Below are 26,685 nucleotides of genomic sequence, written 5' to 3'. Positions count from 1 at the left end.
AACTCTTGAACTTCTCTAATCGTTATCCTTAATTAGGCGAATAATCAACTTTAGTCAAAACCCGATCTTCAATATTCCCTACTACATCACCATATTTTGCCGTGTATTGTTTTTTAATCTCAATCCATTCCTGATCTTTTTTAAAATCTTCCCAGGCTTTTTTCATCGTTATTTCGTCCGGCCATTGCAGAAAATATACAAACTCAGTTTTCTTATCTGATTTTGATTCATAAATCGAAAGAATCTTAAAGTTGTATTTCTTCATGATACGCATAGCATGATCCTTAAAACGTTCGTGAAATTCTTTTTTATTGTTTTCAAAAATCTCATAGATACGCAATTGAAAGACTGGACTCGTTTGAGCTTTTTGGGCTTTTGCAGTAAATACTGTAAATAAAACTGCTATTAGAAAATATCGCTTCATAAATTAAAATTTATCAGCTTTACATTTTACCGTATCGCTGTTGTTCAGAAAAATATATGATAATCGTTTTTCCATTTTTTCTATATGGATAAAATAATTCATAAACTCCTTTACTCGAGCTATATCTTAACTCGTCACTATTTTTATTAAAAATCTCATTCAGGTAAGCTCTTTCTTCTTTAGTTGTTTGATAGATATAATTTACCTTTTGCGGCTGTATGCTATCATTTGAGTCTAAACTTTCATTATAATACGCATTAAAACCAAGAAAAACAGGCGAACCTTTAATAGAATCTTTTACAATTAATGTAACACTTGGAAAGTTTTTATCTGTTGCAGACAACACTCTTAAAATTCCAGTTGTTTCCTTGATATACGCTTTAGAAAAAGTATAATTTAGAAGTTTATCACTATTCGATTTGTTCGATTCTATAATAGATTTTGCAGAATTAATCAGCATGTTTTCTTTTTTAGCAGAAGTCAGATAATTGCCCCCAAAAAGTATAATTAGAATTAAGGGAAAAATTAAAAGCAAAGTTGCAACCTTACGTCTAGTTGATTTGGTATTTACTTCGTCTTCATTTTTTCTTTCAGCAATTCTTGTCAAATTAAACATCAGATTGACAATGAGAGATCCTGCCATAAGAGCAAGAATACCGAGAATGCTTAAATAAAAACTTTCGGTCATATTTTGTCTAAATACTTTTAGTCCGAAAACCTCAATTACAATAAATGTAAAAACCCAATAAAGCAATAAAAGTATAGACGTAATTCCGATAATATTACTTAATCTGACAATTTGTTTTGCATTCATTTTCTGTAATTTTTTATTAATGATTCTGCAATAAAACTACTACTTTTTTTCGCAATCCAATCAAAAATATTTTTTTCTTTCTACAATTCAACCAGTTAAAAATCTTTCATTTTTTTAATTTTTAAATCATTAAATTATACTCTATATTTGCTATCGAATAAAACAGAATATGGAACAATTTGTAGTATCGGCTCGTAAGTATCGCCCGCAGACCTTTAAGGATGTTGTGGGGCAAAAAGCCATTACCAACACATTGTTGAATGCTATTGACAGTAATCATCTTGCTTCTGCACTTTTATTCACCGGACCGCGTGGAGTTGGTAAAACGACCTGTGCACGTATTCTGGCCAGAAAGATTAATCAGCCTGGATATGATGATCCAAATGAAGATTTTGCTTTTAACGTTTTTGAGTTGGATGCTGCTTCAAACAATTCAGTTGATGATATCCGTAACCTGATTGATCAGGTTCGAATCCCTCCACAAACAGGACAATATAAAGTATATATCATTGACGAGGTTCATATGTTGTCTTCAGCCGCTTTTAATGCGTTCCTGAAAACATTAGAAGAACCGCCAAAACATGCTATTTTTATATTAGCAACAACAGAAAAACACAAAATTATTCCGACGATTTTATCACGTTGTCAAATTTTTGATTTCAAAAGAATTACAGTAAAAGACGCTAAAGAACATTTGGCTGATGTTGCTCAAAGTCAGGGAATCAATTTTGAAGACGATGCGCTGCACATTATTGCTCAAAAAGCAGATGGTGCAATGCGTGATGCATTGTCTATTTTTGATCGTGTGGTTTCGTATTGCGGAACTAACCTGACACGTCAGGCCGTAACCGAAAATCTTAACGTTTTAGATTACGAAACTTATATAGCCATTACTGATTTACTTCTGGAGAATAAAATCCCGGAACTTCTACTGGCTTACAATGATATTCTAGCAAAAGGTTTTGACGGACATCATTTTATTGCCGGACTGGCTTCTCACTTTAGAGATTTATTAGTAAGTAAAACTCCGGCAACCCTTGCTTTGCTTGAAGTTGGAGAACAAGCACAACAAATGTACGGTGTGCAATCTCAAAAGTGCTCTCAGGATTTTTTATTAAAAGGAATTGACATTGCAAATGACTGTGATTTAAAGTATAAATTAAGTCAGAATCAACGTCTTTTGGTAGAATTATGTTTGATGCAATTGGCCTCTATCAACTTTGATGGAGAAAAAAAAAAGCTGAGCAATTCATAATTCCGCCCGTTTACTTTAAAAATGGAAGTTTTTCTATTGTTGAAGTCCAAAGTCCAAAGCCCAAAGTCGAAAATACTGCAGTAAATGAGAATCAAACTTCTCAAGCTGTAACTCAAAATCAGACTTCCGTTTCTCAGCCCGAAAAAATTGTTGAAACTCCAAAAGTTCAAACTCCAGAAGCTCCAAAAACAGAAGCAAATAATGGCCCTAAAGTTTCTGCTTTTTCTCTTGCCAGTATCCGCAAGAAAAAAGAAATGGAAGCAAATAGTAAATCGTACGTTAAACCTACTACTGTTTTTCTAACTGAAGAATTTAACGAAACCGATATGCGTCTTCATTGGAACAAATATGCGGAACGTTTAGGTCAAAAAGGTCTTAAGATTATGGAATCGATTCTATTGATTAGCGATCCTACTTTGAACGGCACAACGATTTCATATGAACTGCCAAATGAAGGTTCCAAATTGGATTTTGAGAGTCAGATGAATGGTTTATTAGGACATTTAAAAGGTCACTTACATAATCATGACATTACAATTGAAGTAATTGTAAACGAAGAGATTAAAGCAGTAAGAGCCCTTAACGATCAAGATCGATACAATCGTTTCTTAGAAATCAATCCAAATATTGAACTTTTACGTTCTACATTTGGATTGGATCTTCCTTCTTAATATTTTTTTACCACGAATTACACTAGCTTTTACTTATTCTTTGTCTTTATTAATACTGCTAAATAATTTCTGTAAATTCGTAAAATTGCCTCTTTATTCGTTATTTGTTAAATTGCACCCTATTTATTTCGCAATCCGTAATTATAGACTTTTTCCAGCCATTTTTTTCTTTGTTCTTCATTAGAGCCTTTTACAATCCCCACATAACTCACTTTTACTGGCTTTATACCACAAAATTCCAAAGTTGATTTCTTTAACTGATTTACACTTGGTCTTCCAAAAAACATTCTGTAGTACCAGCCCGGCTGATCTAAAGTAGTAATAATATGTGCTGTTTTTCCTTTTAGTAATTTATCCCACCAAACTGAGTTTTCTTTGTATTGAAAAGCCATTCCGGGTAAAAACAAACGATCAATAAATCCTTTTGTAATTGCGGGAAGTCCTCCCCACCAAACCGGATGAATCCACACTAAGTGATCAGCGCTTTTGATTTTTTGCCAGGATTCAACCAAATCCTGCTCTAATTCCGTTCGCTTTTGATATCCAAACTGTAAATTCGGATTAAATTTTAAATTGGCTATAATAATGGTTTCAACTTGTGCTCCCGAAGCAATTGCACCGTCTTTATACGATTCTGCTATTCCGAAATTAAAACTTGCCGCGTTTGGATGTCCATTTATAATCAGTATTTTTTTCATATCAGTCTTTTTTCAAAAATACTAATCGGCTTATCTATTTTACTGGACAAATGTCCTGAAAAACCGCTTTTCGGATTCGGCTTAAATGTCTTGGTGAGACGCCTAGATAAGATGCTAAATATTGCAACGGAATTAACTGTAAATACTTTTGATGATTTTTATAGAGTTCTTCGTAACGCTGTGTTCCTGATAATTTCTGAAAGGAAATGAGACGTTTCTGAAGTGTTACATATTCCATTTCGGTTAGTTTACGTCCAATTTCCTGCCAATGCGAGCCCAATTCATAAAGCTTCTGTAAATTTTCACGACTTAAAACTTCTAATTCTGTATCGGCCAGAGCCTGAATATTTTCTTCGGCAACATTCTGAGTTATAAAACTTGAAAATGATGCCATAAATTCGTTTTCGAAAGCAAAACAATTCGTGATTTCATCTCCCAGATGATTAAAAAAGTAAGAGCGTAAAATACCTTTTTTAATAAAATAGATTTCTTTACTGACCTGATTTTCTTTTAATAAGAGCTCTCCTTTTTTTAGCTTGCGTGTTGTAATTAAATCATCTAACTGATCTAATTCCTTCTGTGGTATAATCTGAATGGACTGAAAAACGGATTTCATTTTAGACAAAATTATTCTTTTGAAGCAAAAACCCGTTCAATTCTTTTATCAGGAATAAGCCATAGCATTGCTACAATAAAATAGGCTGCACCCGAAACCCAGACGTTGTAAAACGAAAAAAATATTCCTACTATATACAAAACAGAAGAAGCATTCCCTTTTACATCTTTGCCAATTGCTTTGGCAATAACTGAGTTTTTCCCTTCACTAATAATGATTGTTCTCTGCAGAATAAAGTATGCAATTGAGGATAAGAGCAATACAAAACCGTATAAAGCCATGGATGCTTTTGCGAAATTATGCTCACCCATCCAGCCAGTCGCAACAGGAATTAAAGACAACCAAAATAGCAAATGCAGATTTGCCCAAAGAATTTTTCCGTTGATTTTGGTTAAACTGTGAATTAAATAATGATGATTATTCCAGTAAATCCCAACATAAATAAAACTTAAAACATAACTTAAAAACTTAGGGATAAGCGGTTTCAAGTCAGCAAACTCGTGTCCGTGAGGCACTTTTATTTCTAAAATCATGATGGTAATTATGATTGCTAAAACACCATCACTAAAGGCTTCGAGTCTGGTTTTGTTCATTTATTTAATTTTAAAAAATTATATTTTATAAAAAATTGCCACGAATTCCATAAACTAGCACGAAATCTTAAACTTTTTAAAGTGTTAATTCGCGAGAATTTTTGGAATTCGTGGCAAAACTAATTTTATATTTTACCGTAATACATTGCTTTTACAATACCATCAGAAAGTCCGATTTTAGGAACATAAATCTGGCGTGCTCCACTCCACTTCATTGCATTCAGATAAATACGGGTGGCATGAATAATAACGTCGGCACGGTCAGAGTTTAATCCTAATTCGGCGATTCTTTGCTCGTAACTCAATGAATTTAAGAACGCATATTGTGAATTAATATAAATGTATGAAAGTGGCTTTTCCTGCTGTTTTCCGGACATCTTAAACAACTTATTGATGTTTCCTCCAGAACCAATCAGCGTAACCTCATCATAATCTGCTGTGTTGGTTTTAATCCATTTTTCAATTTCATCCCAAACCACATCGCAAACCATATTATTAAGCAGACGAACGGTTCCGGCTTTGAATGATCTTGAGTTAATCATTTTTCCATCAGAAAAGAGCGTAAATTCTGTACTTCCACCACCCACATCTACAAAAAGATACGTTTCGTCTGTTTTTAATAAATGATGTAAATCTGTAGAAGCAATAATAGCGGCTTCTTTTTTACCGTCAATGATCTCTATTTTAATGTCGGCTTTTTTCTTAATCAGAGCCACTACTTCTTTTGCATTATAAGCTTCACGCATTGCCGAAGTTGCAAATGCCATATAACGCTCTACTTTATGTACTTTCATCAAAAGATTAAATGCTTTCATTGCATCTACCATTCGATCTGTATTTTCTGCTGAAATTTCGCCTACTGTAAAGGCATCCTGCCCCAAACGAATTGGCACACGAACAAGTGAACTTTTATTAAACTGCGGTTCTTTCCCTTCTTGTTCTACAACATTTGATATCAAAAGCCTCATGGCATTTGAACCGATATCTATTGCTGCAAACTTCCTAATATTAATCATGCTCACTTATGATTTGAAATTGGTTTTTTAATTATTTACTTTTTGTGGAACCTGCTCCATTACCTCGATCTTATTTAGATAATATTTGTAGGTTTCAAACTGCGCTCTAAATGGGGCATGATGATTTCGAGGCTTATATTTATTGTCTAATTTATAAGAATGGTATCTCACTTTAACATTCCCTTTCCATGCAATATTAAAATTATCTATTAATTCTTTTTTAATTTCAAGATCATATATCGGGCAGGTTACTTCGACTCTTCCATCAAGATTGCGTGTCATAAAATCGGCAGATGAAATGTAAACTTCGGTTAAACCTGCATTTCCAAAAATATAAACTCTCGAGTGTTCCAGATAATTATCTACAATACTAATTGCTTCGATGTTTTCGCTCATTCCCGGTATTCCCGGAATTAGAGAACAAATTCCTCTTACCTGAAGCTGAATTTTTACACCGGCATTACTTGCTTCGTATAATTTATCGATCATTTTAAAATCCGACAAGCTATTCATTTTAAGCTTAATATGTGTTTTTCTACCTGCCAATGCATGAAGAATTTCACGATCAATAAGCTTGATGAACTTAGTTCTTGTATAATGTGGCGAAACAATTAAATGCTTGTATCTGTGAACTCTGTAATTGATATCAAAAAATTCAAATATTTTAGAAACATCTTTTAAAATTCCCTGATTACACGTAAAAAGAGTAACGTCTGTATAAATTTTTGCTGTTGCTTCGTTGAAATTTCCTGTTGAAACAAATCCGTAACGGCGATTCTTACCTTCTTCAAGTCTTTCGATAACACATATTTTACTATGGACTTTAAGACCTTTAATTCCAAAAATCAGTTCAATTCCTTCCGTTTGCATTTGCTCTGCATACGAAATATTTGAAGCTTCATCAAAGCGTGCCTGAAGTTCAATCTGTACCACTACTCTTTTACCATTTTTAGCTGCATTAATCAATGAGCTGATAATCTGTGAGTTCTTTGCAAGACGATACAATGTAATTTTAATACTGGTAACTTTTGGATCTAAAGCAGCTTCACGCAAAAACTTAGTTAGATAAGCAAACGACTGGTATGGTGCATGTAGTAAATAATCTTTTTTACTGATTTTTTCCAAAATGCTTCCGTCCATACTTAGTCCCGGAACCGGTAAAGGTTCATTTGGCTTATACAGCAAATCGTAACGTCCTAAATTAGGGAAACTCATATAATCACGTCGGTTATGATATCTTCCTCCCGGGATTATACTGTCTGTTTCTACAATTTTCATTTTATCCAGAAAGAATTGTAAAGTATCTTCTTCAATTAAATTGTCATAAATAAAACGAACCGGTTCTCCAATTCTTCGATCTTTTACAGATGAAGAGATTTTCTCCAGCATACTTTTACTTAAATCACTATCAATATCTAATTGTGCATCTCTTGTAATTTTGATCATGTGTGCCGAAACACTTTTATAATCAAAAATATTGAAGATGTTTTTTAGTTTGTAACGAATTACATCATCAATTAAAATAACATACTGTTTATCATCTTCTGATGGAAGTACTACAAATCTGTTAATTGTTTTAGGAATCTCGATTAATGCATAACGAACCTCATCATTTGCCAGTTCCAGACGAACTGCCAAATATCCTAAAGTATCTTTTAAAACAGGAAAAACTGCCAGATCATTCAGAATGATAGTCACTAATTCCGGACTTAACTTTTGCATAAAAAAGTCCTTAAGGAAATTTTCCTGACTTTTTGTAATTTGATCCTCGTTTATAATAAAGATATTCTCGGCTTCCAGTTCAGCCTCAATATTCCCTAAAATTCGTAAACTTTCAGATTGCTGCTGAATAACGATTTCGGTAATATCCTTGATTAATTGATGGGCAGAAATACCACCTAAATATTTTTCGCCAGAAATACCAGAGAGGCTTAATCTTCGAATCGCGGCGTATCGAACTCTGAAAAACTCATCTAAATTGTTTGAAAAAATTCCAACAAAACGCAGTCTGTCTAAAAGTGGAACTGTGTTGTCTGCTGCTTCCTGAAGCACTCTTGCATTAAACGCTAACCAACTTTTTTCTCTATCGATATATTTCTGTTCGTACACTTTATTTATTTTAAATCTTTGGGGAAAATTGTTTTATGTGTTTTGCCTTTATTTAATGTGTCCCAACTCTCCGAATCAAATTGCAGAGATACAAAACCTGAAGTCGGGACGTTTTCTATAAAAACATCCCCAAATTTATTAACAAAATTTGTAATAGCCTCGTTATGTCCAAAAAGAATAACGCTTTCGAAACTATTATCACATGATTTAATAACTTTTTCGAGTTGTTTGTCATCAAACGTATAAAGATCGTCTTTGTAAACGATGCTTTCAATGGGGTATGAAATATTTTGGGCAAAAATAAGTGCAGTTTCTGAGGCTCTTGCTGCAGAACTGCTCCATATAATATAAGTTTTTGGAAGATATTTCGAAATATTTGAAGAAACTTCATGTGCATCCAGAATACCTCTTTTCATTAAAGGTCTGTCAAAATCTTTCAAAGGAGCTTCCCAACTTGATTTTGCGTGTCGTATTAAAATTAAGTTTTTCATAAAAAGAGATGATTTAAAAATAAGTACACTAGCCAAAAATATTTTCTAAGTTCTAATTTACAAAAGAATTTCTAATACTCCCCTATTTTTTAGTTCTGTTAACATTATATGAAAATTTTAACAAGAATACAGAATCATCAAAACTTTAACAAAATCAAAAAAAGCCAAAATTCATTTTAACAAATTGTGTACTTCATCTATTAAAACTGTCAGTTTGTCGATATTTTGCAAATTTGTAAAATTTTAACTAAATACTTGATTATTAATTATTTACACCCGATTAAAAACTACGAATTTGATCAAAAAAGGAAGAAAAATGCTTATTCAATTTTGTTAAAATCGGTCAAAAAAAGTTTTTTTTGAGGCAATATTTAGTAAAAAAAGAGTAGTTAAACGAGTTTTTAGGTTAGTTACAGACAAAAAAATTTAAATACAAAAACTCTAATATAATTTTGATTCTGTTAAAATTTCATAAATACTACAAAACTAAATCTTAAGTTATGAAAACTAAATCTACTCTTGAAAAAGCGGTAAAATTTGTAAACAATTGTAAGTATATTTTCTTACTCAGAAAAAATATCTTTCAAAAAAGCATTTTCACAATACTGTTTTGCTTGCTTACAACTATTTCATTTGCTCAATCTGGTTCCTGTAAGGCTATTTTGGTTGTAGAAAATAATGGAAACATTAGAAATACTCCACCAGACGGAACTTACTATTCCATGATTCTGACCAATAATGGTTCATCGACCGACACTTACGTTTTATCTGCAAAGAATGTTAACAGTACTTGCAGTAATACAGACGGAAGCAGCACCTCGAGAAATATCGTTGTTGGCACCGATTTTATCGATTCAACCAAAAGTACTATTAGCGAGATTACCTTAAATGCAGGTGAATCTGTGAATTTTTTCATTCACATTACCATTCCTGCCGGCACTCCTGTAGAAAAATGGTCTTGTAATCAAATTACTGCAACCTCAAAAAGCTGTACCAACTATTCTGTTGACAGTCTTTTACACACTTTCGTCATTAACCCGGCTAATGATTAAAAACGGATTAAGTATTCCCTTAAAATAATTTAAAATGGAAAAACTATTACTCTCTTTCAGCAATAATTTACGAGACATAAAAAAATTATACTTTGCGGTATTGTTTTTATTTTCGACATCTTTCGTTTTAGGTCAGGCTCCAAGCATTACAACAAGTAAAACAATTACAGCCAACGCTACCAATTGTGGAGTTTTAGACGTAAAAGTAGATATAACCGGAGCGAACCCTTCGACACGAAATTCAGATGTAATATTATCAATTGATATCTCCGGTAGTATGGGATATACCATTTCTGGTGATATGAAAACATCTATGGATTATGCCAAAGAAGCGGCCATCGCTTTTGTAGATCAGGCTAAAACAAATCCACAAAACAGAATCGCAATTGTTGCCTATAGTACAACGGCTTCTCTAAAAATAGGGCTTACCTATCTGGATAACGCTGGTGTAACTGCAGTAAAAGCACAGATAAATTCTTTGCAGGCAACAAACTCGACCAATATTTATGCAGGTATTAAAAGAGCAGAAACTGAACTGGAAGCCAATGGAAGATTTGATTGCAGCACCGGACGAAGTATAATTCTTTTAACAGACGGGGTTACAAATGTAACTGGTACCAACGGAAACACAGATTGTGATGTTGCTAAAAACTCTCAATGTGTTGTTGATGCCATAAATGCAGCAACAGACGCCAAAACAACTACCAAATCGAGTGTTGTATACAACAATCAGGTTTTTGCAGTTGGTTTATTTGGAGGAATCTCCGGAAATATAAATACAGAAGGAAGTGACAGAAATGTCGCCAAATATACTTTGGATAATATTCAGGGAAGTGCCGCTTACATCACCAACAGCGGAGCCAATTTAACTGCGATTTACAATCAGATTGCTACTCAATTATCCTGGGTCGCTCAAAGTCTGATCGAAAAAGAAACAGTTATTGCCGGTTTTACTATTAGCGGAATCACTACAACCAAAGGAACTGCATCAGCAGTTGGTCAGGTGATCACATGGAACACTGACTTTTTAAATGCGGAGAAAATTACCTTAACGTATCAATTAACTCCAACTGGAAGTGCTTGCGGAACACAGACCGTAAGTACCTCAACCTTAAACTATAAAAACTCATCCTGCAGCGATGAATCAAAAGCAGTACCTCAACCATCTTATTTTGTACCATGTGCTCCAACAATTACCGGAGTATTAAATGCTTGTGGTTCTACAACATTGACTGCAAATACAAATGCCACTTCTCCAACTTATGTTTGGTACAAAGATAATGCTGTGATAAATGGTGAAACAAATTCAACATTGGTTGTTACAGTAAGTGGTGCTTATAAAGTAAAGGTTAAAAATGGCACTACTAACTGCGAATTAACTTCAGTACCAGTAGATGTTACCATAAGTCCTGCAGCCGCACTTGTTGCTCCACAAGATGCAACCATCGAAGGATGCAGCACTGCAGCAATAACGGGTTTAGTCTTTAAAGCTACAGATACAACTATTTCGCTTGCCCAATTAACTACTGCCGGAGGTTCTATTTCCAATAGTGGCAGTATAGGCAGTTACACACTTTCTTACAGTGATGTTGCCACAGGCACGTGCCCAATAGTAGTAACCCGAACTTTTAAAGTTGTTACAAGCTGTGGCACCATAACAAAATCACAGACCATAACAATTCAGGATAAAACTGCTCCTACCTGGACAACTAGTGCAAATGCGCTAAATGTAACTTTAGAATGCAGTGATTCTAATGGATTAACAGCTGCTCAAGCAAGTGCTCCGGTAGGAACTGATAATTGCGGAGGAACTGTGACTTACACTAAAACCAGTGGAACATTCCAGGTTGATGCCAATTGCGCAAGTGCGGGAACGTATACCAATACCTGGATAGCAAAAGATGTTTGTCTTAACACTTCTGCAGTTTTTACACAAGTAATTACAATTCAGGATAAAACTGCTCCTACATGGACAACAGCTGCTAATGATCTTAATATAACTTTAGAGTGTACTGATTCTGCAGGGTTAACAACTGCTCAGGCAAGTGCTCCGATTGCGACCGATGCTTGTGGCGGAACTGTTACCTACACTAAATCCAGTGGAACATTCCAGGTTGATGCCAACTGCGCAAATGCCGGAACATATACTAATACTTGGGTAGCTAAAGATCGTTGCAACAACTCTTCTACAACTTTCACACAGGTAATTACCATTCAGGATAAAACTGCGCCAAATTGGACAACAGCTGCAGGTGCTCTTAATGTAACTTTAGAGTGTACTGATTCTGCAGGTTTAAATGCAGCGCAAGGAAATGCTCCAGTCGCAACAGATGCTTGTGGCGGAACTGTTACCTACACTAAATCCAGTGGTTCGTTTCAGGCCGATGCCAATTGTGCAAATGCAGGAACTTATACTAATACCTGGATAGCTAAAGATCGTTGTAACAACTCTTCTTCCATTTTTACTCAGGTAATTACAATTGAAGATAAAACCGGGCCAAATTGGACAACAGCTGCTAATGCTCTTAATGTAACATTAGAATGCAGCGATACTAATGGCTTAAATACTGCACAAGCAAATGCTCCGGTTGCAACTGATGGCTGCGGCGGAACTGTTACTTACACTAAATCTAGTGGAACATTCCAGGTTGACGCTAATTGTGCAAATGCAGGAACTTATACTAATACATGGGTGGCGAAAGATCGTTGCAACAACACTTCTACCACTTTTACTCAAGTAATTACTATTCAGGATAAAACTGCTCCTACATGGACAACTAGTGCAAATGCGCTTAATGTAACCTTATCATGCAGCGATACAGACGGATTAAATACCGCACAAGGAAATGCTCCTGTTGCAACCGATAACTGTGGAGGAACTGTTACTTATACTAAAACCAGTGGTACATTTCAGGCAAATGCTAATTGTGCAAATGCAGGAACGTATACTAATACATGGGTGGCGAAAGATCGTTGCAATAACTCTTCTACAACTTTCACTCAGATAATTACAATCGAGGATAAAACTGCTCCAACCTGGACAACAATCGCAGGTGATCTTAATGTAACTTTAGAGTGCAGTGACACAAACGGATTGAATGCTGCACAAGCAAATGCTCCGGTTGCAACTGATAATTGCGGTGGAACTGTTACTTATACTAAAACCAGTGGTACATTTCAGGCAAATGCTAATTGTGCAAATGCGGGAACGTATACTAATACATGGGTCGCCAAAGATCGTTGCAACAACTCTTCTACCACTTTTACTCAGGTAATTACGATTGAAGACAAAACTGCTCCTACTTGGACAACTAGCGCCAATGCACTTAACGTAACATTATCATGCAGTGATACAAACGGACTGAATACTGCACAAGCAAATGCTCCGGTTGCTACAGATGCTTGTGGCGGAACTGTTACCTACACTAAATCTAGTGGAACATTCCAGGTTGATGCCAATTGTGCAAATGCAGGAACGTATACTAATACATGGGTAGCTAAAGATCGTTGCAACAACACTTCTACAACTTTTACTCAGGTAATTACCATCGAAGATAAAACTGCTCCAACATGGACAACTAGTGCAAATGCCCTTAATGTAACTTTAGAATGCAGTGATACAAACGGATTGAATACTGCACAAGGAAATGCTCCGGTTGCAACTGATAACTGTGGTGGAACTGTTACTTACACTAAAACCAGCGGCTCATTTGTAGTAAATGCCAATTGTGCCAATGCGGGAACATATACTAATACATGGGTAGCTAAAGATCGTTGTAACAATACTTCTACAACCTTTACTCAGGTAATTACTATTCAGGACAAAACTGCTCCAAATTGGACAACAGCTGCAGGTGCACTTAATGTAACTCTACAATGTAGTGACACAGAAGGATTAAATACAGCTCAATCTCAAACACCGGTTGCAACTGATAATTGCGGAGGAACTGTTACTTACACCAAAACTAGCGGTCAGTTACAAAGAGGTGCTTGCGGAAGCACAGGAACTTACACCAATACATGGGTGGCTAAAGATCGTTGTAACAACACTTCAACTGTATTTACACAAGTAATTACAATTCAGGATAGTGCTGCTCCACAATGGGTAACTCAGGCTGGCTCTTTGAATAGAAAACTAGAATGTAGTGATACTGCAGGATTAAATGCTGCACAAAATCTGGCACCAACTGCAACTGCAAATTGTACTGTAGTAACTTATACTAAAACAAGCGGTCCATTTGTACCTTCACAAACTTGTGCCAACGCAGGAACCTATACCAACAGTTGGATTGCAAAAGACGACTGCGGAAATACCACTACATCTTTTACTCAGGTTATAACTATTGAAGACACCACTGCTCCAACCTGGACAACACAAACTGGTTCTTTAAATAAAACCGTAGAATGTAGCAACACACAAGCTCTGGCAGCAGCACAAGCTTTAGCTCCAGTTGCATCAGACTTATGCGACACTAATGTTACAAATATTGTAAAAATTAGTGGTCAGTTCATAGCTTCTGAAGATTGTACAAATGCAGGAACTTATACGAATACATGGACAGTAAAAGACGATTGCGGAAATACTTCACAAACTTTTACACAAGTAATTACAATTCAGGATACTACTGCTCCGGTATTTACAGGAACCCTGCCAACAGATATTACAGTTTCATGCGATGCTGTTCCTGTAGCAGCTACATTACAAGTTTCTGACAATTGCAATGAAAATTTACCAATTGTATATTCTGAAGTTAAAAGTGATATCAAAAACGAATGTGGAACAGAATATACTTTAACTCGTAAATGGACAACCAGCGATTGTGGAGGAAATACGACTACACATACTCAGGTTATTATAGTGAGAGACACAACTCCTCCAACTGGAACTGCTCCGGCTGATGTGGCAGATCTACAAAGCATAGCTGATATTCCAGCGGCAAATCCGGCAGACATAATTGATGAAGCCGATAATTGTGGCGGAACTGTAACAGTAACAGTGAGCGACTCTAACAACGGAGCCAGCGGTTGCGAAGGAGATGCTTATATCTTAACCAGAACTTATACATTAACAGATTGCGCAGGTAACAAAACTCAACTTGTACAAACCTTTACTGTAGAAAATAAAGTATCTGTATCTGGAGTACCAACAAACGTAACTTGTCTGGATGGAACAGATGGTTCAATTTTAGTGACCAGCAGTCCTGGTTCTACCGTTGTGATCACAAATGCCAATAATGAAGTTGTTGGAAACACAAATTTACCAGCAGGAACTTATACACTTACTGCAACATCCCCAGTAAATGCTAATGATCAAACTTGTACCGCAACTGCAACAGTAACTATAACACAACCAGATTATAAAGTTAAAATATCCGGACACATTATTAATGTAGACACTAATACACCTATTGCCAATGTTCCGGTTACATTAATACCACAAGGTACAACACCTGGTCCTATTTTAATTCGTATAACTGGCGCAGATGGAGCATACAGCTTCTCTGGAATGGTTGCAGGAAGCTACTTAGTTCAGGTTCAGGATGCCAATTTAAACAGCGCATATCAATTATATCCTGTAGACTCAAGTTTATTCTTTACTACACTTGAAGAATGTAAATTCCAGGTACACGATTTCTTATATGGAAAATCAGACCTTCCGGTTTTAGGAGATTATGTTTGGTATGACACCAATAGTAACGGAATTCAGGACGAATGGTATGATGCCAACAATGATGGCGTTGTAACTAAAAATATTCCAGACAGCGAAGGAGCAATTGATTACAGTCAATGGGAATGGCTTGATCTAAATGGAGACGGAAGTTATACAGGTCCGCAAAACGCAGGTGAATTAAATGCCGGCGGATTCGGAAATGCATTGAGCCCTAATGTCTTTGTTGATGGTCCAAACGGATATCATGCTGAAATGATTGTTGGAATTCAGGGATACTGGAGAAACAGACCGGAAAGCGAAAATCCTTATGGAGAATACAAAGTAAAACTTATTAAAGATGCAAACTTTGATAATGCTGCAGCTGCTCTGGGCGCTACGGGATTGGTTAAGGTATTACCATCAATTACAGATAAGAAAATTAAATCTAAAACAGGCAAAACACAAATGCATACGGTTTGTACTGTTACTAGTGCCGATGGATATGTCGTTAATGTAACACCAGAAGATCTGGTACATTTAGATATTGACTTTGGAGTAGCTTGTAAAGAATTCCAGGATATTGTGGCCAATGATGATAGTGCCGGACCATTCCCTGGAGTGAATCACACAACACCAAATGTATTAAATGTGTTAGTAAATGATACACTTGAAGGTGTAGTAGTAACAGCATCTGATGTGGTTATTACAACCGTAACACCAAATGAGTTCTTACAATTAAATCCTGATGGTTCTGTAGATATTTTACCAAATGCTCCTACAGGAACATTAACAATGGTATATCAAATTTGTGAAGCAGATCAAACTTCAAATTGTGACACTGCAACAGTGACAATCACAATTGAAGCTCCGGTAATGACCGTTACTGCAACATCAATTTGTGTTAACGATGTGCCTTACCTTGATTATGTTGTAACTCCCGGAAACTTTACTCCTATAAACGGTGTAACAATTGCCTGGGCAGACAGCAACAACAATGTGGTAACTACAATGACAGATTTACCTTTAAGCGGCCGAGTATTATGGCCGGGAGCTGAAGTAGATCAGGCTGGAAACGGTATCGACTGGCCAGGATGGGTATTCCAGGATAACAAATGGATTCAGGCACCGGATGGATTTGAAGGACTTCGTCCAACAGCCAACGTAACAATCTCTGTTAATCCAAGTGAAACTATAACAGTAAATTATCCACCTGCTGATCCTTTCTGTATCGCAAGACCAACTTTCGAAATTTTAGCAAATGACGATAATGCAGGTCCGGTTTCAGGAATTCCGGGAATACCAAATGTAATAAGCGTATATACTAATGATACATTAAATGGCAGTCCGGTAAATCCAAGTGATTTAACATTGACTACAGTTACACCAGATCCAAAAGGAGCTCTTACTCTGAACCCTGACGGAACTGTTACAGTAGCGCCAAATACACCAAATGGTACTTACACACTTACTTACCAAATTTGTGAAAATGCCGACGCAGGAAACTGTGACACTGCAATAGTAACTGTAATTGTATCTGATCCTATTATTGCCGCAGATGATACTTATAATGATATAGGATGTGGAAAATTTGGATTGGTTGGAAATGTTTTAAGTAATGATTTTAAAGGTAACGTTCCGGCAACACTAGAACTAGTAAACTTTACATTGTTGCCAACAACTGAAAACAGTACTACCAAAACAGATCCGAATATTACTGTAGATGCATCAGGAAATGTTAGAGTACCAAGTTTAACACCTGCGGGGACTTATACTTATACCTATCAAATCTGCGACAAGTTAAGTCCGGAAAGCTGCGATACCGGTACCATTACAATAGTAGTAGTACCAAATGCAATTACCAGAGTTCAAAGTACATCCTGTACAGACGACTCAACACTGGTAGACTTACTTACGCTATTGCCTGCAGATACCCCAAGAACCGGTACCTGGATTGATACCAATAATACAAATGCATTACAAGGAAATATTTTAAATCCATTTGGACTTGCTCTTGGTAATTATGTATTCGAATACAGAATAAGTGATGAAAATTGCCCAAGAACTGTAGCTGTAAACATGACTGTAAATAATGACTGTAAAGTATTAGAATGCGGAAATGTTGTAGTACATAATGCTTTCTCTCCTAATGGAGACGGTATAAACGATGTATTCGTAATTGACAGCATCGATGACCTTACCTGCTACCCTGGTAACACTGTTGAAATCTACAATCGTTGGGGAATATTAGTATTTGAAACTACTGATTACAACAATACAACGAATGCTTTCGACGGAACTTCAAGAGGCAGAACTACTGTTAAACAATCTGACGGATTGCCTACAGGAACGTACTTCTACATTGTTACTTACAAATCTTTAGACGGAAATAATGTAATTCACGAAAACAAAAAAGACGGATACCTCTATCTTTCAAAATAAGTAAAAGCTGTAAAGGCTGATATAAAAACCGACATATCAGCCTATTACAGAAAAAGAACAAGAAAAATCCGTAAATTTGAGAAAACACAAATTTGTAAGATTTTTAGAGGCTTTCATTAATAAATAATCAATAGTAATAATTGAAATAATAAATATCTACTATGAGAACAAAATTATTTTACTTCGTCATTCTGTTTGTAACTATTGCAGGTCATGCGCAGCAAGATGCACAGTATACCCAATACATGTACAACACAATAAACATAAATCCTGCCTACGCAGGTTCTCGTGGAGTTTTAAGTGTATTTGGTTTATACCGTACACAGTGGGTTGGACTTGATGGTGCGCCAGAAACAAGCAGTTTCTCTGTAAATACACCAATAAACAATAGTAATCTGGGTATAGGAGCTTCATTAGTAAATGACAAAATAGGCCCAACAAATGAGAATAATATATCTGTAGACGTTTCATATACAGTACAAACATCAGCAGATTTCAAACTGTCATTTGGTATTAAGGGAACGGCCAATATATTCAATTTAGATGTAAGCAAATTAAATCCTTCAGATCAGGGAGATCCACAATTTCAGGATCTGGATAATAAGTTTACTCCAAATGTCGGAGCCGGGGTTTACTGGCACTCAGACAAAGCTTATGTTGGTTTATCTGTACCTAATTTTATCGAAACAAATCGCTACGACGACAACGACATAGCCATTTACAAAGATAAAATCAATTACTATTTAATGGCTGGTTATGTGTTTGATCTTGATAAATATCAATACTATAAATTCAAACCTGCTATTTTAACTAAAATGGTCGAAGGAGCACCATTACAAGTTGACCTTTCTGCCAATTTTATGTTCTACGATAAATTTATGGTTGGTGTAGCTTACAGATGGAGCGCTTCTTTGAGTGCTATGGTTGGATTTCAAATCACAGACGGTCTTTATTTAGGTTACGGTTATGATCGTGAAACCACAAACTTAAATAATTATAACTCAGGATCTCACGAGATATTCCTGCGCTATGAGTTCTTCAAAAACAATGGTAAAATTACTACTCCTCGTTTCTTCTAAAAATAATTATTATGAAAAATTGTATTTTCCTTTGCCTAACATTTATAAGTGTCTTTTCATTTAAAAGTTATTCGCAGCAATCAAAAATAAATGCTGCCGATAAAAAATATGACAACTACGCTTATGTTGACGCGATAAAAACGTACGAAAAAGTAGCAGAAAAAGGGTATAAATCTGAGGACATGTTCAAAAAACTTGGAAATTCGTACTATTTTAATTCTAATTTTGAAGGTGCTGCAAAATGGTACAATGAATTATTTGCCATGAATACCGAAGTAGAACCTGAATATTATTACAGATATGCTCAATCGCTAAAATCAATTGGCGAAACTTCTAAAGCAAATAAAATTCTGGATGAATTTAATGCCAAATACAAAAACGACAATAGAGCAAAACTGTATAAAGAAGATGTAAACTATCTGGATCAGATTAAAGCCAATTCAGGACGATATAAAATTCAGAATGCTGGCATTAACTCCAAATATTCAGACTATGGTACTTTTGTGCACGACAATAAACTATATTTTGCCTCTGCAAGAGATACTGGTAATTTCTCGCAAAGAAAACACAAATGGACCGGCGAATATTTTACAAATCTTTACTTTGCCGATATTGATCAAAGTACCAATACTCCTTCTAAAGTAAATAAAATTAAGAATGCCATTAACACCAAATTTCATGATGCATCTCCGGTTTTTACAAAAGATGGTAAAACAATCTACTTTACAAGAAATAATTTTATAGATGGAAAAAAAGGAAAAGATGATAATAAAACTACTTTAGTAAAAATATACAAAGCCACCAATGAAAATGGCAAATGGACCAATATAACGGCTCTGCCATTTACCAGTGATAATTACAGTACAGCACATCCCGCACTTAGTGCTGATGAAAAAACGCTTTACTTCGCTTCAGATATGCCAGGAAGTATCGGACAATCTGATCTTTATAAGGTAGCTATAAATCCTGACGGAAGTTTTGGAACTCCCGAAAATTTAGGTGCAGGTATTAATACCGAAGGAAAAGAAACATTTCCTTATGTTACCAACGATGGCGAAATTTACTTCGCATCAGATGGTCATCCGGGACTTGGAGGTCTGGACGTTTTTGTGGCAGAGTTTGATCGTAATGGTAAAATAGGAAATATTCAAAATCTTGGTGCAGACATCAATTCTCCTAAAGATGATTTTGCCTACATTATTGATCCGACTACGCGACAAGGCTATTTCAGTTCAAATAAAGATGGCGGATTAGGTTCTGATGATATTTACACCTTTCTGGAGACAAGACGTCTGAAATGTATTCAGGAGCTAAACGGAACAATAACCGATATTGAGACCAAAGAACCTCTACCGGGAGCAAAAGTTTCTCTGTATGAAAATCAGGAAGTCTTAAGTACCACTCTCGCTGATGCTTCAGGAAATTATGTTCTGCCTGTAGAATGTGGTAAAACCTATAATGTAAGAGCTGAAAAAGAAAATTATGAAACCAAAGAAGTAAGCGTTACCATAGATAAAACTTCCGGAAAAACAACTCAGTCTCTTGCACTGGCTAAAAGCAAATGTCGTGTAACAGTTGGTGATGATTTAGGAAAATGCTTCGGCATAAAAATGATCTACTTTGATCTTGATAAATCAAACATCAGACGTGAAGCAGCACTAGACTTAGAAAAAATACTGGCAGTAATGAATGATTATCCGGGAATGAAACTTGATATCCGTTCACACACAGACAGTAGAGCAACACACCAATACAATGAAGCTTTATCTGACAGAAGAGCAAAATCTACTATAAAATGGTTAATTAGTAACGGTATTGCTCCAAATAGATTAACAGGAAAAGGATACGGCGAAACACAACTTGTAAACAGATGTTCTGACGATGTACCATGTACCGAAGAAGAACATCAAATGAACAGACGAAGTGAATTTATAATCACTGCGCTTTAGTTAATTACACTTAATCATTATACCTAAAAAAGCTGTCCCGAAAGACAGCTTTTTTTATACAAAAAAATCGTTGCACTACTAAGAGTTACAACGATCACTAAAAACCAACCAGTCTTTAAATTATTATCTTAAATTTTGACAAATATATTCGTATAGTATTTTTTACCTGTTTTAGCATCAACCTTTACAGATAATCCGAAATGCGTAAAATTTCCCTCGATATTTTCTTTGTGTCCCGGGCTTTCCAGCCACGCTTTCAGAGCAGCTTCAGATGTTTTGTAATTGTACGCAACATTCTCACCTACTTTTTTAGCTCCAAGAACTTTAATCATATTATCAGAACGCGAAACAAAATCGTTATGATCTACAACACTCTTCTCAATCATATAATCATTGTGCTCCTCACATTTAAAAGAAATATGATTTATTCTTTGCAATGCATTAAGACCAATGCTCACACGATAATCATTTATTAATTTCATGGTTTCTAACTCTGAATCATTATAAGTATAGTCCGTTATCAGAGCTTCAGTAGAAGTATTGTCGGTAGAACCTTCGGCGGTGTCAGCAGAACATGCGTTCATTGCGACTAAAATCGCAATGAACAACATGGTGCGCATAATCTTTCTCATAATCAACAGCATTTTAGCGGTTTAAAGTAAATGTTGGGGCAAATCCTTTAAATTTATTTTTAAATGAATAGTTTTTGTTTTTCTATTTCAAACATATTCATTTTACCGTTAAACTACAAAATTAATCGACGAAATACATTACTTTTTTGTTTTAACATATAATATTCTTACATTTTAAGAAGATAAGCGCTCAATCTTCCATGAAAAGTCAGATTGGCTGGTATAACGAATTCTGTCATGCAGCCTGTTGGGTCTTCCCTGCCAGAATTCTACCTGAAGCGGCGTAACTAAATAACCACCCCAATTTTCAGGTCTTGGAATTGGTTTTCCTTCAAATTCTGCTTCCAGCTTTTTTAAGTTTTCTTCCAGAAAAGTTCTTGACGGAATTACTTCACTCTGATGTGAAACAATTGCCCCCAACTTACTCCCATCCGGACGGGAATCAAAATAACCATCTGAAATATTCTCAGAAGTCTTTTGTGCAATTCCCTTAATAATTACCTGACGTTCCATTTCCTGCCAAAAGAAAGACAAGCATACATTTGGATTATTAGCAATCGCTTTTCCTTTTTCTGAGTTATAATTGGTATAGAATATAAAACCTTCCTCAGAAAATTTCTTCAGTAAAACAACACGTGATTTCGGGAATCCATCCAATCCAATAGTCGAAACCGTCATGGCATTTACTTCTCCGCTTCCGCCAAAATCTTCTACCTCATGAAACCAGCGGTTAAAAAGATTAATTGGATCTTCCGGAATATTGGTTTCCAATAATTCACTTTTCTCATAAGACTTTCTATAATTACTTAAATCATTCATTTTTTTAGATTTTTAGACTTCTTAGATATTAGACTTCTTAGATTGTCATTGAAGCTAACTTTATGACTTTCGACTTTATGACTTTAAGACTTATTTAAAACTCAAAACTCAGCCCGTCATCTGCCAAAAGCACATTTGGGAAAATTTCTTGAGCTTCTTCTTTAAAACGTTCAATACCGTCATATCGTGTAGAATAATGCCCCAAAACCAATTGTTTTACATTTGCTTTTAAGGCAATTCTTGCTGCTTCTTTTGCTGTTGAATGCAATGTTTTTTGTGCCAATGCGGCTTCAGATTCCAAAAAAGTAGATTCATGATACAGAACATCAACATTTTTGATTATTGGAAGTATATCTTCGTGATAAACAGTATCAGAACAAAACGCATAACTTTGAGGCTTTACAGGGTCAAAAGTTAGCTTTTCGTTTTCAACTACAGTTCCATTATCAAGCGTGATATCACTTCCGTTTTTTATCTTTTGATAATAAGCAATGTGAATGCCGTAATTTTGAACAGCTTCAACATTAAGCTTTCTTTCATCCGGTTTTTCCTCAAATAGATATCCGTTTGTATAAACGCGATGTTTAAGCGGAATCGTCCTGACAATAACACGTTTATCTTCAAAAATAACTTCACTTTCTTTAGACTCTAATTCATGGAAAAACAAATTATAGGTCGTCCAGGATTCCGTTAGTTTTAACTGAAGAAGGATAAGTTCTTTAATCCCTTTTGGACCGTAAATATGTAAATCGGTAGTTCTTCCCAAAAGAGAAAAAGTCGAAATAGTCCCAATTAATCCATACAAATGATCCCCATGAAGATGGGAAATAAAAATATGGTTGATCTTTGAGAATTTAATTTTATTCTTTCGAAGCTGAACCTGTGTACCTTCACCGCAGTCAATTAAAAACAATCGGCTCTTAATTTCTAAAACCTGCGCAGTAGGGTTGGTAATGGTTCTGGGAGTAGCGGCATAACAGCCAAGTATCGTTAATTTCAATTTTATTGTTTATTCGTTTATCTGGCAAATCGTTTAATCGTCTAAAATTAAATCAAATCGATTAAACGGTTGAACGAATAAAACAATTAAACCAATTTTAAAATCCGAGGTCTCTTTCTATTTCTTCCATTTCGATAATATCGTGTGCTTCCAAAAGTGACGGAACCACCAGTAATTTATCTGAAATAGCATTAAAATCAAGATCAGAAACAACAATTACAAACGACTTTTTTGCTTTTTTCTGTGTTTTAGAAAGAGGAAGAAAAAGTTTCAAATCCTTTTCTGTTAATGCAGAATCCGAAGACAAATCGATTATAATATTGTGTTTTTCAAAGGTTTTAATTTGTTGCGTTACTTTTTCCAAGAAAGCATTTACATCTCCTTGTGTATCTTTAATAGTAACGGTATGTCCTTTTTGATCTACTTTCATTTTATAATTAGTGGGGCTTATATAAAAATTGATTTTTCTGAACGCTAAGGTACGAAGTTTTTTGTTCTTAGTTGTTTCAGCTTTCAAGTTTTGGACGTTCTTTAACCAACTTGAAACCTGAAACTTGAAACAATTTATTATTGAATCTTAGAAGCCAATAAATAAATTACTGCCATTCTAATCGCTACACCATTCTCTACCTGATTTAAAATCACAGAATGATCAGAATCAGCCACTTCAGAAGTAATCTCTACTCCTCTGTTGATTGGTCCCGGGTGCATGATTACGATTTCTTTTCCAAGAGAATCCAAAAGCGGTTTATCTACTCCGTATTGTTGTGCATATTCACGTGTTGATGGAAAGAAATTCACATCCATACGTTCATTTTGTACGCGAAGCATATTTGCTACGTCACACCATTCTAAAGCTTTGCGCAAATTTGGTTCTACCGTAACACCAAGTGATTCAATATATCTCGGAATCAATGTTTTTGGTCCGCAAACTTTTACTTCTGCGCCTTGCATCTGCAAAGCATATATATTTGATAAGGCAACTCTCGAATGCAGAATATCACCTACAATAACTACTTTTTTACCGGCAACATCACCCAATTTTTCTCTGATTGAATAACTGTCTAACAAAGCCTGAGTTGGATGTTCGTGTGCTCCGTCTCCGGCGTTTACGATACTGGCTTTGACATTTTTAGATAAAAAATAAGCCGCTCCGGGATTGGAGTGGCGCATTACAACCATATCAACTTTCATCGAAAGGATATTATTTACAGTATCAATCAGGGTCTCTCCTTTTTTAACCGATGACTGAGCTGCAGAAAAACTGATTACATCAGCAGATAAACGTTTCTGCGCTAATTCAAAAGAGAGTTTGGTTCTGGTACTGTTTTCGAAGAAAATATTGGCAATCGTAATATCTCGTAATGAAGGAACTTTTTTAATCGGTCGGTTAATGACTTCTTTAAAATGATCTGCCGTTTCAAAAATCAGGTTAATATCATTCTCGTTGATATATTTGATTCCTAATAAATGATTTACGCTTAATTCTTTCATGTTTAATGTTTAACTGTTTATTTGTCTAATCGTTTAATCGTTTGCTTTGCGATAAAACAGTTAACCGATTTAACGGTTCAACTTTTTTAATTTCTTTAATCGTTTAATCATTGGTTTTTCCGATTAAACAATTAACCGGTTAACCGATTAAACTAATTTGTCACTAAGTGAACAACATCTTCACCATCATTTTCTTTCCAGCTTACAATTACTTTTTCACCGTTTATAGCATCTACCTGACGACCTCTGTAATCGGGCTGAATTGGTAAATGACGACTGAAACGTCTGTCTATTAAAACCAATAATTCAATTTCTGAAGGTCTTCCGAAAGATTGAATAGCGGTTAAGGCAGAACGAATACTTCTTCCCGTAAACAAAACGTCATCAATAAAAATGACTTTTTTGTTTTCTACTATAAAATTGATTTGGGTTTTATTGGCTTCAAGCGGTTTATCCGTACGACGGAAATCATCTCTAAAAAAAGTGATGTCCAGATATCCCAAAGAAATTTCAGGAACCTTGTATTCGTTTTCTAATATTTGTTTTAAACGTTCAGCTAAAAAAACGCCTCTCGGCTGAATTCCCACTAAAATAGTTTCAGAGAAATCAAGATGTTTTTCGATTAACTGACAAGCCAAACGATGGAGTATGATAGTAACTTCTTTAGAATTAAGTAATACTTTTTGACTCATAAGTGATTGTAATGTTTGGTTGGGCAAATATACAAAATCAGAATTTATTTGTTGGGGTGTTGGGTGGGGAAATATTTTATTTGAATTAATGTATTTTTTTTCAAATTCCGTAGGAATGAATTATTCTGTAGCAACGGATTTTAATCCGTTGTAATTATAGAACGTAAAACAAAAGTTCCATCGGAACGATTCATATTACAATATGTAAAATGTGCCGAACCTATGGTTCTTGCTTTCCTTTAATCTTTTATATAAACCGGATTAAAATCCGGCCCTACAATACTGACCGAACCTACGGTTCTTTATATTTGCAAATTCCGTAGGAATGAATTATTCTGTAGCAACGGATTTTAATCCGTTGTAATTATAGAACGTCAAACAAAAGTTCCATCGGAACGATTCATATTACAATATGCAAAATGTGCCGAACCTATGGTTCTTACTTTCCTTTAATATTTTATATAAACCGGATTAAAATCCGGCCCTACAATATTGACCGAACCTACGTTTCTTTATTCTTTTTAAAAACATACCAATAATTGATATATTTGATAAATTTTATAATCATGCCAAAAAATTCTATAACACATTTCGCTGATTGTTGAAGTAGTTTTAATATTGAACTAAAAACCCCACTCCGCAAAACCTCCTAACTTCGTGACGACAACAATAAGACGCTAAGAAAATTAAAAAGAATATTATAACAGGTCCAAAATCGGAAGACTTCGCACAGGATAAGTATTCAAATACAAACAATAAAATGATATACATTAATAAAAACACATTCCCATACTGTTTTGTTGAAGAAAAAAAATTTGAGTGGGGAGAACCGTATGATGACATAACACCAATTTTTAATTTATCGATTGATCCGGATTTATCAGATATAGAATATACGATTGAAGTATTAGGCAAAAATAATTTCAAAATTAACTTAGAAAAACTCTATAATATTTTACTCAACAAAGAAGAAAATGATCGTCTTGAACATTTTTATGAACCCATTTTAAATCGCGAATTTCTATTGCATAATATCACTAAATACTTGAGTGTTAATTTTAACAATACTCCTCCCTGGAGGCATTATGAAGATTCAGAACCATTATATGAAATTATTCATCTGGAAGCAATTGAGAAAACAATAAATAGAAAATTAGTATTCGACAGAAAGATTACCAGTTAGATTTACTTA

General features: G+C 35.1%; 21 protein-coding genes. 7 read left to right on the top strand and 14 right to left on the bottom strand.

Annotated features, from left to right (window positions below):
- Window positions 1-28: 28 nt before the first annotated feature.
- Together OLM51_RS10290 and OLM51_RS10285 are read right to left on the bottom strand one after the other, a co-directional pair.
- Entirely contained in the window at window positions 29-424 is a 396-nt protein-coding gene (locus OLM51_RS10290) for an NIPSNAP family protein (RefSeq protein WP_264554223.1), read from the bottom strand.
- Window positions 425-443: 19 nt separating this feature from the next.
- The gene (locus OLM51_RS10285; protein WP_264554222.1) at window positions 444-1,238 is read right to left on the bottom strand and encodes a hypothetical protein; all 795 of its coding nucleotides are present in this window, start codon (window positions 1,236-1,238) and stop codon (window positions 444-446) included.
- 169 nt (window positions 1,239-1,407) lie between these two features.
- On the opposite strand from OLM51_RS10285, the gene dnaX reads away from it, so the two are divergent.
- Both dnaX and OLM51_RS10275 read left to right on the top strand, forming a co-directional pair.
- Window positions 1,408-2,493, top strand: coding sequence for a DNA polymerase III subunit gamma/tau (gene dnaX / locus OLM51_RS10280; RefSeq protein ID WP_264554221.1), 1,086 nt, complete (start codon window positions 1,408-1,410; stop codon window positions 2,491-2,493).
- A gap of 254 nt (window positions 2,494-2,747) precedes the next feature.
- The gene (locus OLM51_RS10275; protein ID WP_264554220.1) at window positions 2,748-3,164 is read left to right on the top strand and encodes a DNA polymerase III subunit gamma/tau; all 417 of its coding nucleotides are present in this window, start codon (window positions 2,748-2,750) and stop codon (window positions 3,162-3,164) included.
- 119 nt (window positions 3,165-3,283) lie between these two features.
- Here OLM51_RS10275 and OLM51_RS10270 read toward each other — a convergent pair whose 3' ends face one another.
- From OLM51_RS10270 to OLM51_RS10245, 6 genes are all read right to left on the bottom strand, one after another.
- The gene (locus tag OLM51_RS10270; protein ID WP_264554219.1) at window positions 3,284-3,862 is read right to left on the bottom strand and encodes an NAD(P)H-dependent oxidoreductase; all 579 of its coding nucleotides are present in this window, start codon (window positions 3,860-3,862) and stop codon (window positions 3,284-3,286) included.
- Between the two features lie 34 nt (window positions 3,863-3,896).
- Complete coding sequence (locus OLM51_RS10265) at window positions 3,897-4,478, bottom strand: Crp/Fnr family transcriptional regulator (protein ID WP_264554218.1); 582 nt, start codon at window positions 4,476-4,478, stop codon at window positions 3,897-3,899.
- 11 nt (window positions 4,479-4,489) lie between these two features.
- Window positions 4,490-5,071 carry a TMEM175 family protein gene (locus OLM51_RS10260; protein WP_264554217.1) on the bottom strand — a complete coding sequence of 194 codons (582 nt, stop codon included), beginning with the start codon at window positions 5,069-5,071 and terminating at the stop codon, window positions 4,490-4,492.
- Between the two features lie 125 nt (window positions 5,072-5,196).
- Complete coding sequence (locus tag OLM51_RS10255; RefSeq protein WP_264554216.1) at window positions 5,197-6,087, bottom strand: Ppx/GppA phosphatase family protein; 891 nt, start codon at window positions 6,085-6,087, stop codon at window positions 5,197-5,199.
- A gap of 27 nt (window positions 6,088-6,114) precedes the next feature.
- Window positions 6,115-8,196 (bottom strand): polyphosphate kinase 1, encoded by a 2,082-nt coding sequence (gene ppk1, locus OLM51_RS10250; protein WP_264554215.1) that lies wholly within the window; start codon window positions 8,194-8,196, stop codon window positions 6,115-6,117.
- A 5-nt stretch (window positions 8,197-8,201) separates the two neighbouring features.
- A complete protein-coding gene (locus OLM51_RS10245; RefSeq protein WP_264554214.1) occupies window positions 8,202-8,687 on the bottom strand; it encodes a SixA phosphatase family protein in 486 nt (161 codons plus the stop codon).
- Between the two features lie 500 nt (window positions 8,688-9,187).
- Here OLM51_RS10245 and OLM51_RS10240 point away from each other — a divergent pair, with 500 nt between their 5' ends.
- The 4 genes from OLM51_RS10240 to OLM51_RS10225 all read left to right on the top strand — a co-directional run bounded on the left by OLM51_RS10240 (window position 9,188) and on the right by OLM51_RS10225 (window position 20,856).
- The gene (locus OLM51_RS10240) at window positions 9,188-9,739 is read left to right on the top strand and encodes a hypothetical protein (protein WP_264554213.1); all 552 of its coding nucleotides are present in this window, start codon (window positions 9,188-9,190) and stop codon (window positions 9,737-9,739) included.
- A 34-nt stretch (window positions 9,740-9,773) separates the two neighbouring features.
- Complete coding sequence (locus OLM51_RS10235) at window positions 9,774-17,828, top strand: gliding motility-associated C-terminal domain-containing protein (RefSeq protein ID WP_264554212.1); 8,055 nt, start codon at window positions 9,774-9,776, stop codon at window positions 17,826-17,828.
- Between the two features lie 161 nt (window positions 17,829-17,989).
- Window positions 17,990-18,907: a type IX secretion system membrane protein PorP/SprF gene (locus OLM51_RS10230; RefSeq protein ID WP_264554211.1), complete on the top strand. Its 918-nt coding sequence runs from the start codon at window positions 17,990-17,992 to the stop codon at window positions 18,905-18,907.
- Window positions 18,908-18,918: 11 nt separating this feature from the next.
- On the top strand, window positions 18,919-20,856 hold the full coding sequence (locus OLM51_RS10225) for an OmpA family protein (RefSeq protein ID WP_264554210.1): 1,938 nt from the start codon (window positions 18,919-18,921) through the stop codon (window positions 20,854-20,856).
- Window positions 20,857-20,984: 128 nt separating this feature from the next.
- On the opposite strand, the gene OLM51_RS10220 is transcribed toward OLM51_RS10225, so the two are convergent.
- The 6 genes from OLM51_RS10220 to pyrR all read right to left on the bottom strand — a co-directional run bounded on the left by OLM51_RS10220 (window position 20,985) and on the right by pyrR (window position 25,493).
- The gene (locus OLM51_RS10220; protein ID WP_264554209.1) at window positions 20,985-21,488 is read right to left on the bottom strand and encodes a CAP domain-containing protein; all 504 of its coding nucleotides are present in this window, start codon (window positions 21,486-21,488) and stop codon (window positions 20,985-20,987) included.
- Between the two features lie 174 nt (window positions 21,489-21,662).
- Window positions 21,663-22,307, bottom strand: coding sequence for a pyridoxamine 5'-phosphate oxidase (gene pdxH / locus OLM51_RS10215; RefSeq protein WP_264554208.1), 645 nt, complete (start codon window positions 22,305-22,307; stop codon window positions 21,663-21,665).
- A gap of 94 nt (window positions 22,308-22,401) precedes the next feature.
- On the bottom strand, window positions 22,402-23,307 hold the full coding sequence (locus tag OLM51_RS10210; protein ID WP_264554207.1) for a ribonuclease Z: 906 nt from the start codon (window positions 23,305-23,307) through the stop codon (window positions 22,402-22,404).
- A gap of 97 nt (window positions 23,308-23,404) precedes the next feature.
- Entirely contained in the window at window positions 23,405-23,737 is a 333-nt protein-coding gene (locus OLM51_RS10205) for a ribonuclease Z (RefSeq protein ID WP_264554206.1), read from the bottom strand.
- Window positions 23,738-23,874: 137 nt separating this feature from the next.
- On the bottom strand, window positions 23,875-24,801 hold the full coding sequence (locus OLM51_RS10200; RefSeq protein ID WP_029273654.1) for an aspartate carbamoyltransferase catalytic subunit: 927 nt from the start codon (window positions 24,799-24,801) through the stop codon (window positions 23,875-23,877).
- Between the two features lie 152 nt (window positions 24,802-24,953).
- Window positions 24,954-25,493, bottom strand: a complete 540-nt coding sequence (gene pyrR, locus OLM51_RS10195; protein ID WP_089052841.1) for a bifunctional pyr operon transcriptional regulator/uracil phosphoribosyltransferase PyrR — start codon at window positions 25,491-25,493, stop codon at window positions 24,954-24,956.
- Window positions 25,494-26,253: 760 nt separating this feature from the next.
- Between pyrR and OLM51_RS10190 the strand changes: the two genes are divergently transcribed.
- Window positions 26,254-26,676: a hypothetical protein gene (locus tag OLM51_RS10190; protein WP_264554205.1), complete on the top strand. Its 423-nt coding sequence runs from the start codon at window positions 26,254-26,256 to the stop codon at window positions 26,674-26,676.
- Window positions 26,677-26,685 lie beyond the last annotated feature (9 nt).

Source organism: Flavobacterium sp. N2038 (genome assembly GCF_025947185.1).
Classification (GTDB): domain Bacteria; phylum Bacteroidota; class Bacteroidia; order Flavobacteriales; family Flavobacteriaceae; genus Flavobacterium.
This window is presented reverse-complemented; position numbering and strand designations above follow the sequence as displayed.

Excerpts from the sequence above, each read along its gene's own strand:
- OLM51_RS10260 (WP_264554217.1), bottom strand. The coding sequence starts at position 5,071 with ATGAACAAAACCAGACTCGAAGCCTTTAGTGATGGTGTTTTAGCAATC.
- OLM51_RS10205 (WP_264554206.1), bottom strand. The coding sequence starts at position 23,737 with ATGAAAGTAGATCAAAAAGGACATACCGTTACTATTAAAGATACACAA.
- OLM51_RS10220 (WP_264554209.1), bottom strand. The coding sequence starts at position 21,488 with ATGAGAAAGATTATGCGCACCATGTTGTTCATTGCGATTTTAGTCGCA.
- OLM51_RS10265 (WP_264554218.1), bottom strand. The coding sequence starts at position 4,478 with ATGAAATCCGTTTTTCAGTCCATTCAGATTATACCACAGAAGGAATTA.
- OLM51_RS10235 (WP_264554212.1), top strand. The coding sequence starts at position 9,774 with ATGGAAAAACTATTACTCTCTTTCAGCAATAATTTACGAGACATAAAA.
- OLM51_RS10225 (WP_264554210.1), top strand. The coding sequence starts at position 18,919 with ATGAAAAATTGTATTTTCCTTTGCCTAACATTTATAAGTGTCTTTTCA.
- OLM51_RS10290 (WP_264554223.1), bottom strand. The coding sequence starts at position 424 with ATGAAGCGATATTTTCTAATAGCAGTTTTATTTACAGTATTTACTGCA.
- OLM51_RS10190 (WP_264554205.1), top strand. The coding sequence starts at position 26,254 with ATGATATACATTAATAAAAACACATTCCCATACTGTTTTGTTGAAGAA.
- pyrR (WP_089052841.1), bottom strand. The coding sequence starts at position 25,493 with ATGAGTCAAAAAGTATTACTTAATTCTAAAGAAGTTACTATCATACTC.
- OLM51_RS10230 (WP_264554211.1), top strand. The coding sequence starts at position 17,990 with ATGAGAACAAAATTATTTTACTTCGTCATTCTGTTTGTAACTATTGCA.
- OLM51_RS10245 (WP_264554214.1), bottom strand. The coding sequence starts at position 8,687 with ATGAAAAACTTAATTTTAATACGACACGCAAAATCAAGTTGGGAAGCT.
- pdxH (WP_264554208.1), bottom strand. The coding sequence starts at position 22,307 with ATGAATGATTTAAGTAATTATAGAAAGTCTTATGAGAAAAGTGAATTA.
- OLM51_RS10275 (WP_264554220.1), top strand. The coding sequence starts at position 2,748 with ATGGAAGCAAATAGTAAATCGTACGTTAAACCTACTACTGTTTTTCTA.
- OLM51_RS10200 (WP_029273654.1), bottom strand. The coding sequence starts at position 24,801 with ATGAAAGAATTAAGCGTAAATCATTTATTAGGAATCAAATATATCAAC.
- OLM51_RS10270 (WP_264554219.1), bottom strand. The coding sequence starts at position 3,862 with ATGAAAAAAATACTGATTATAAATGGACATCCAAACGCGGCAAGTTTT.
- OLM51_RS10240 (WP_264554213.1), top strand. The coding sequence starts at position 9,188 with ATGAAAACTAAATCTACTCTTGAAAAAGCGGTAAAATTTGTAAACAAT.
- dnaX (WP_264554221.1), top strand. The coding sequence starts at position 1,408 with ATGGAACAATTTGTAGTATCGGCTCGTAAGTATCGCCCGCAGACCTTT.
- OLM51_RS10285 (WP_264554222.1), bottom strand. The coding sequence starts at position 1,238 with ATGAATGCAAAACAAATTGTCAGATTAAGTAATATTATCGGAATTACG.
- OLM51_RS10255 (WP_264554216.1), bottom strand. The coding sequence starts at position 6,087 with ATGATTAATATTAGGAAGTTTGCAGCAATAGATATCGGTTCAAATGCC.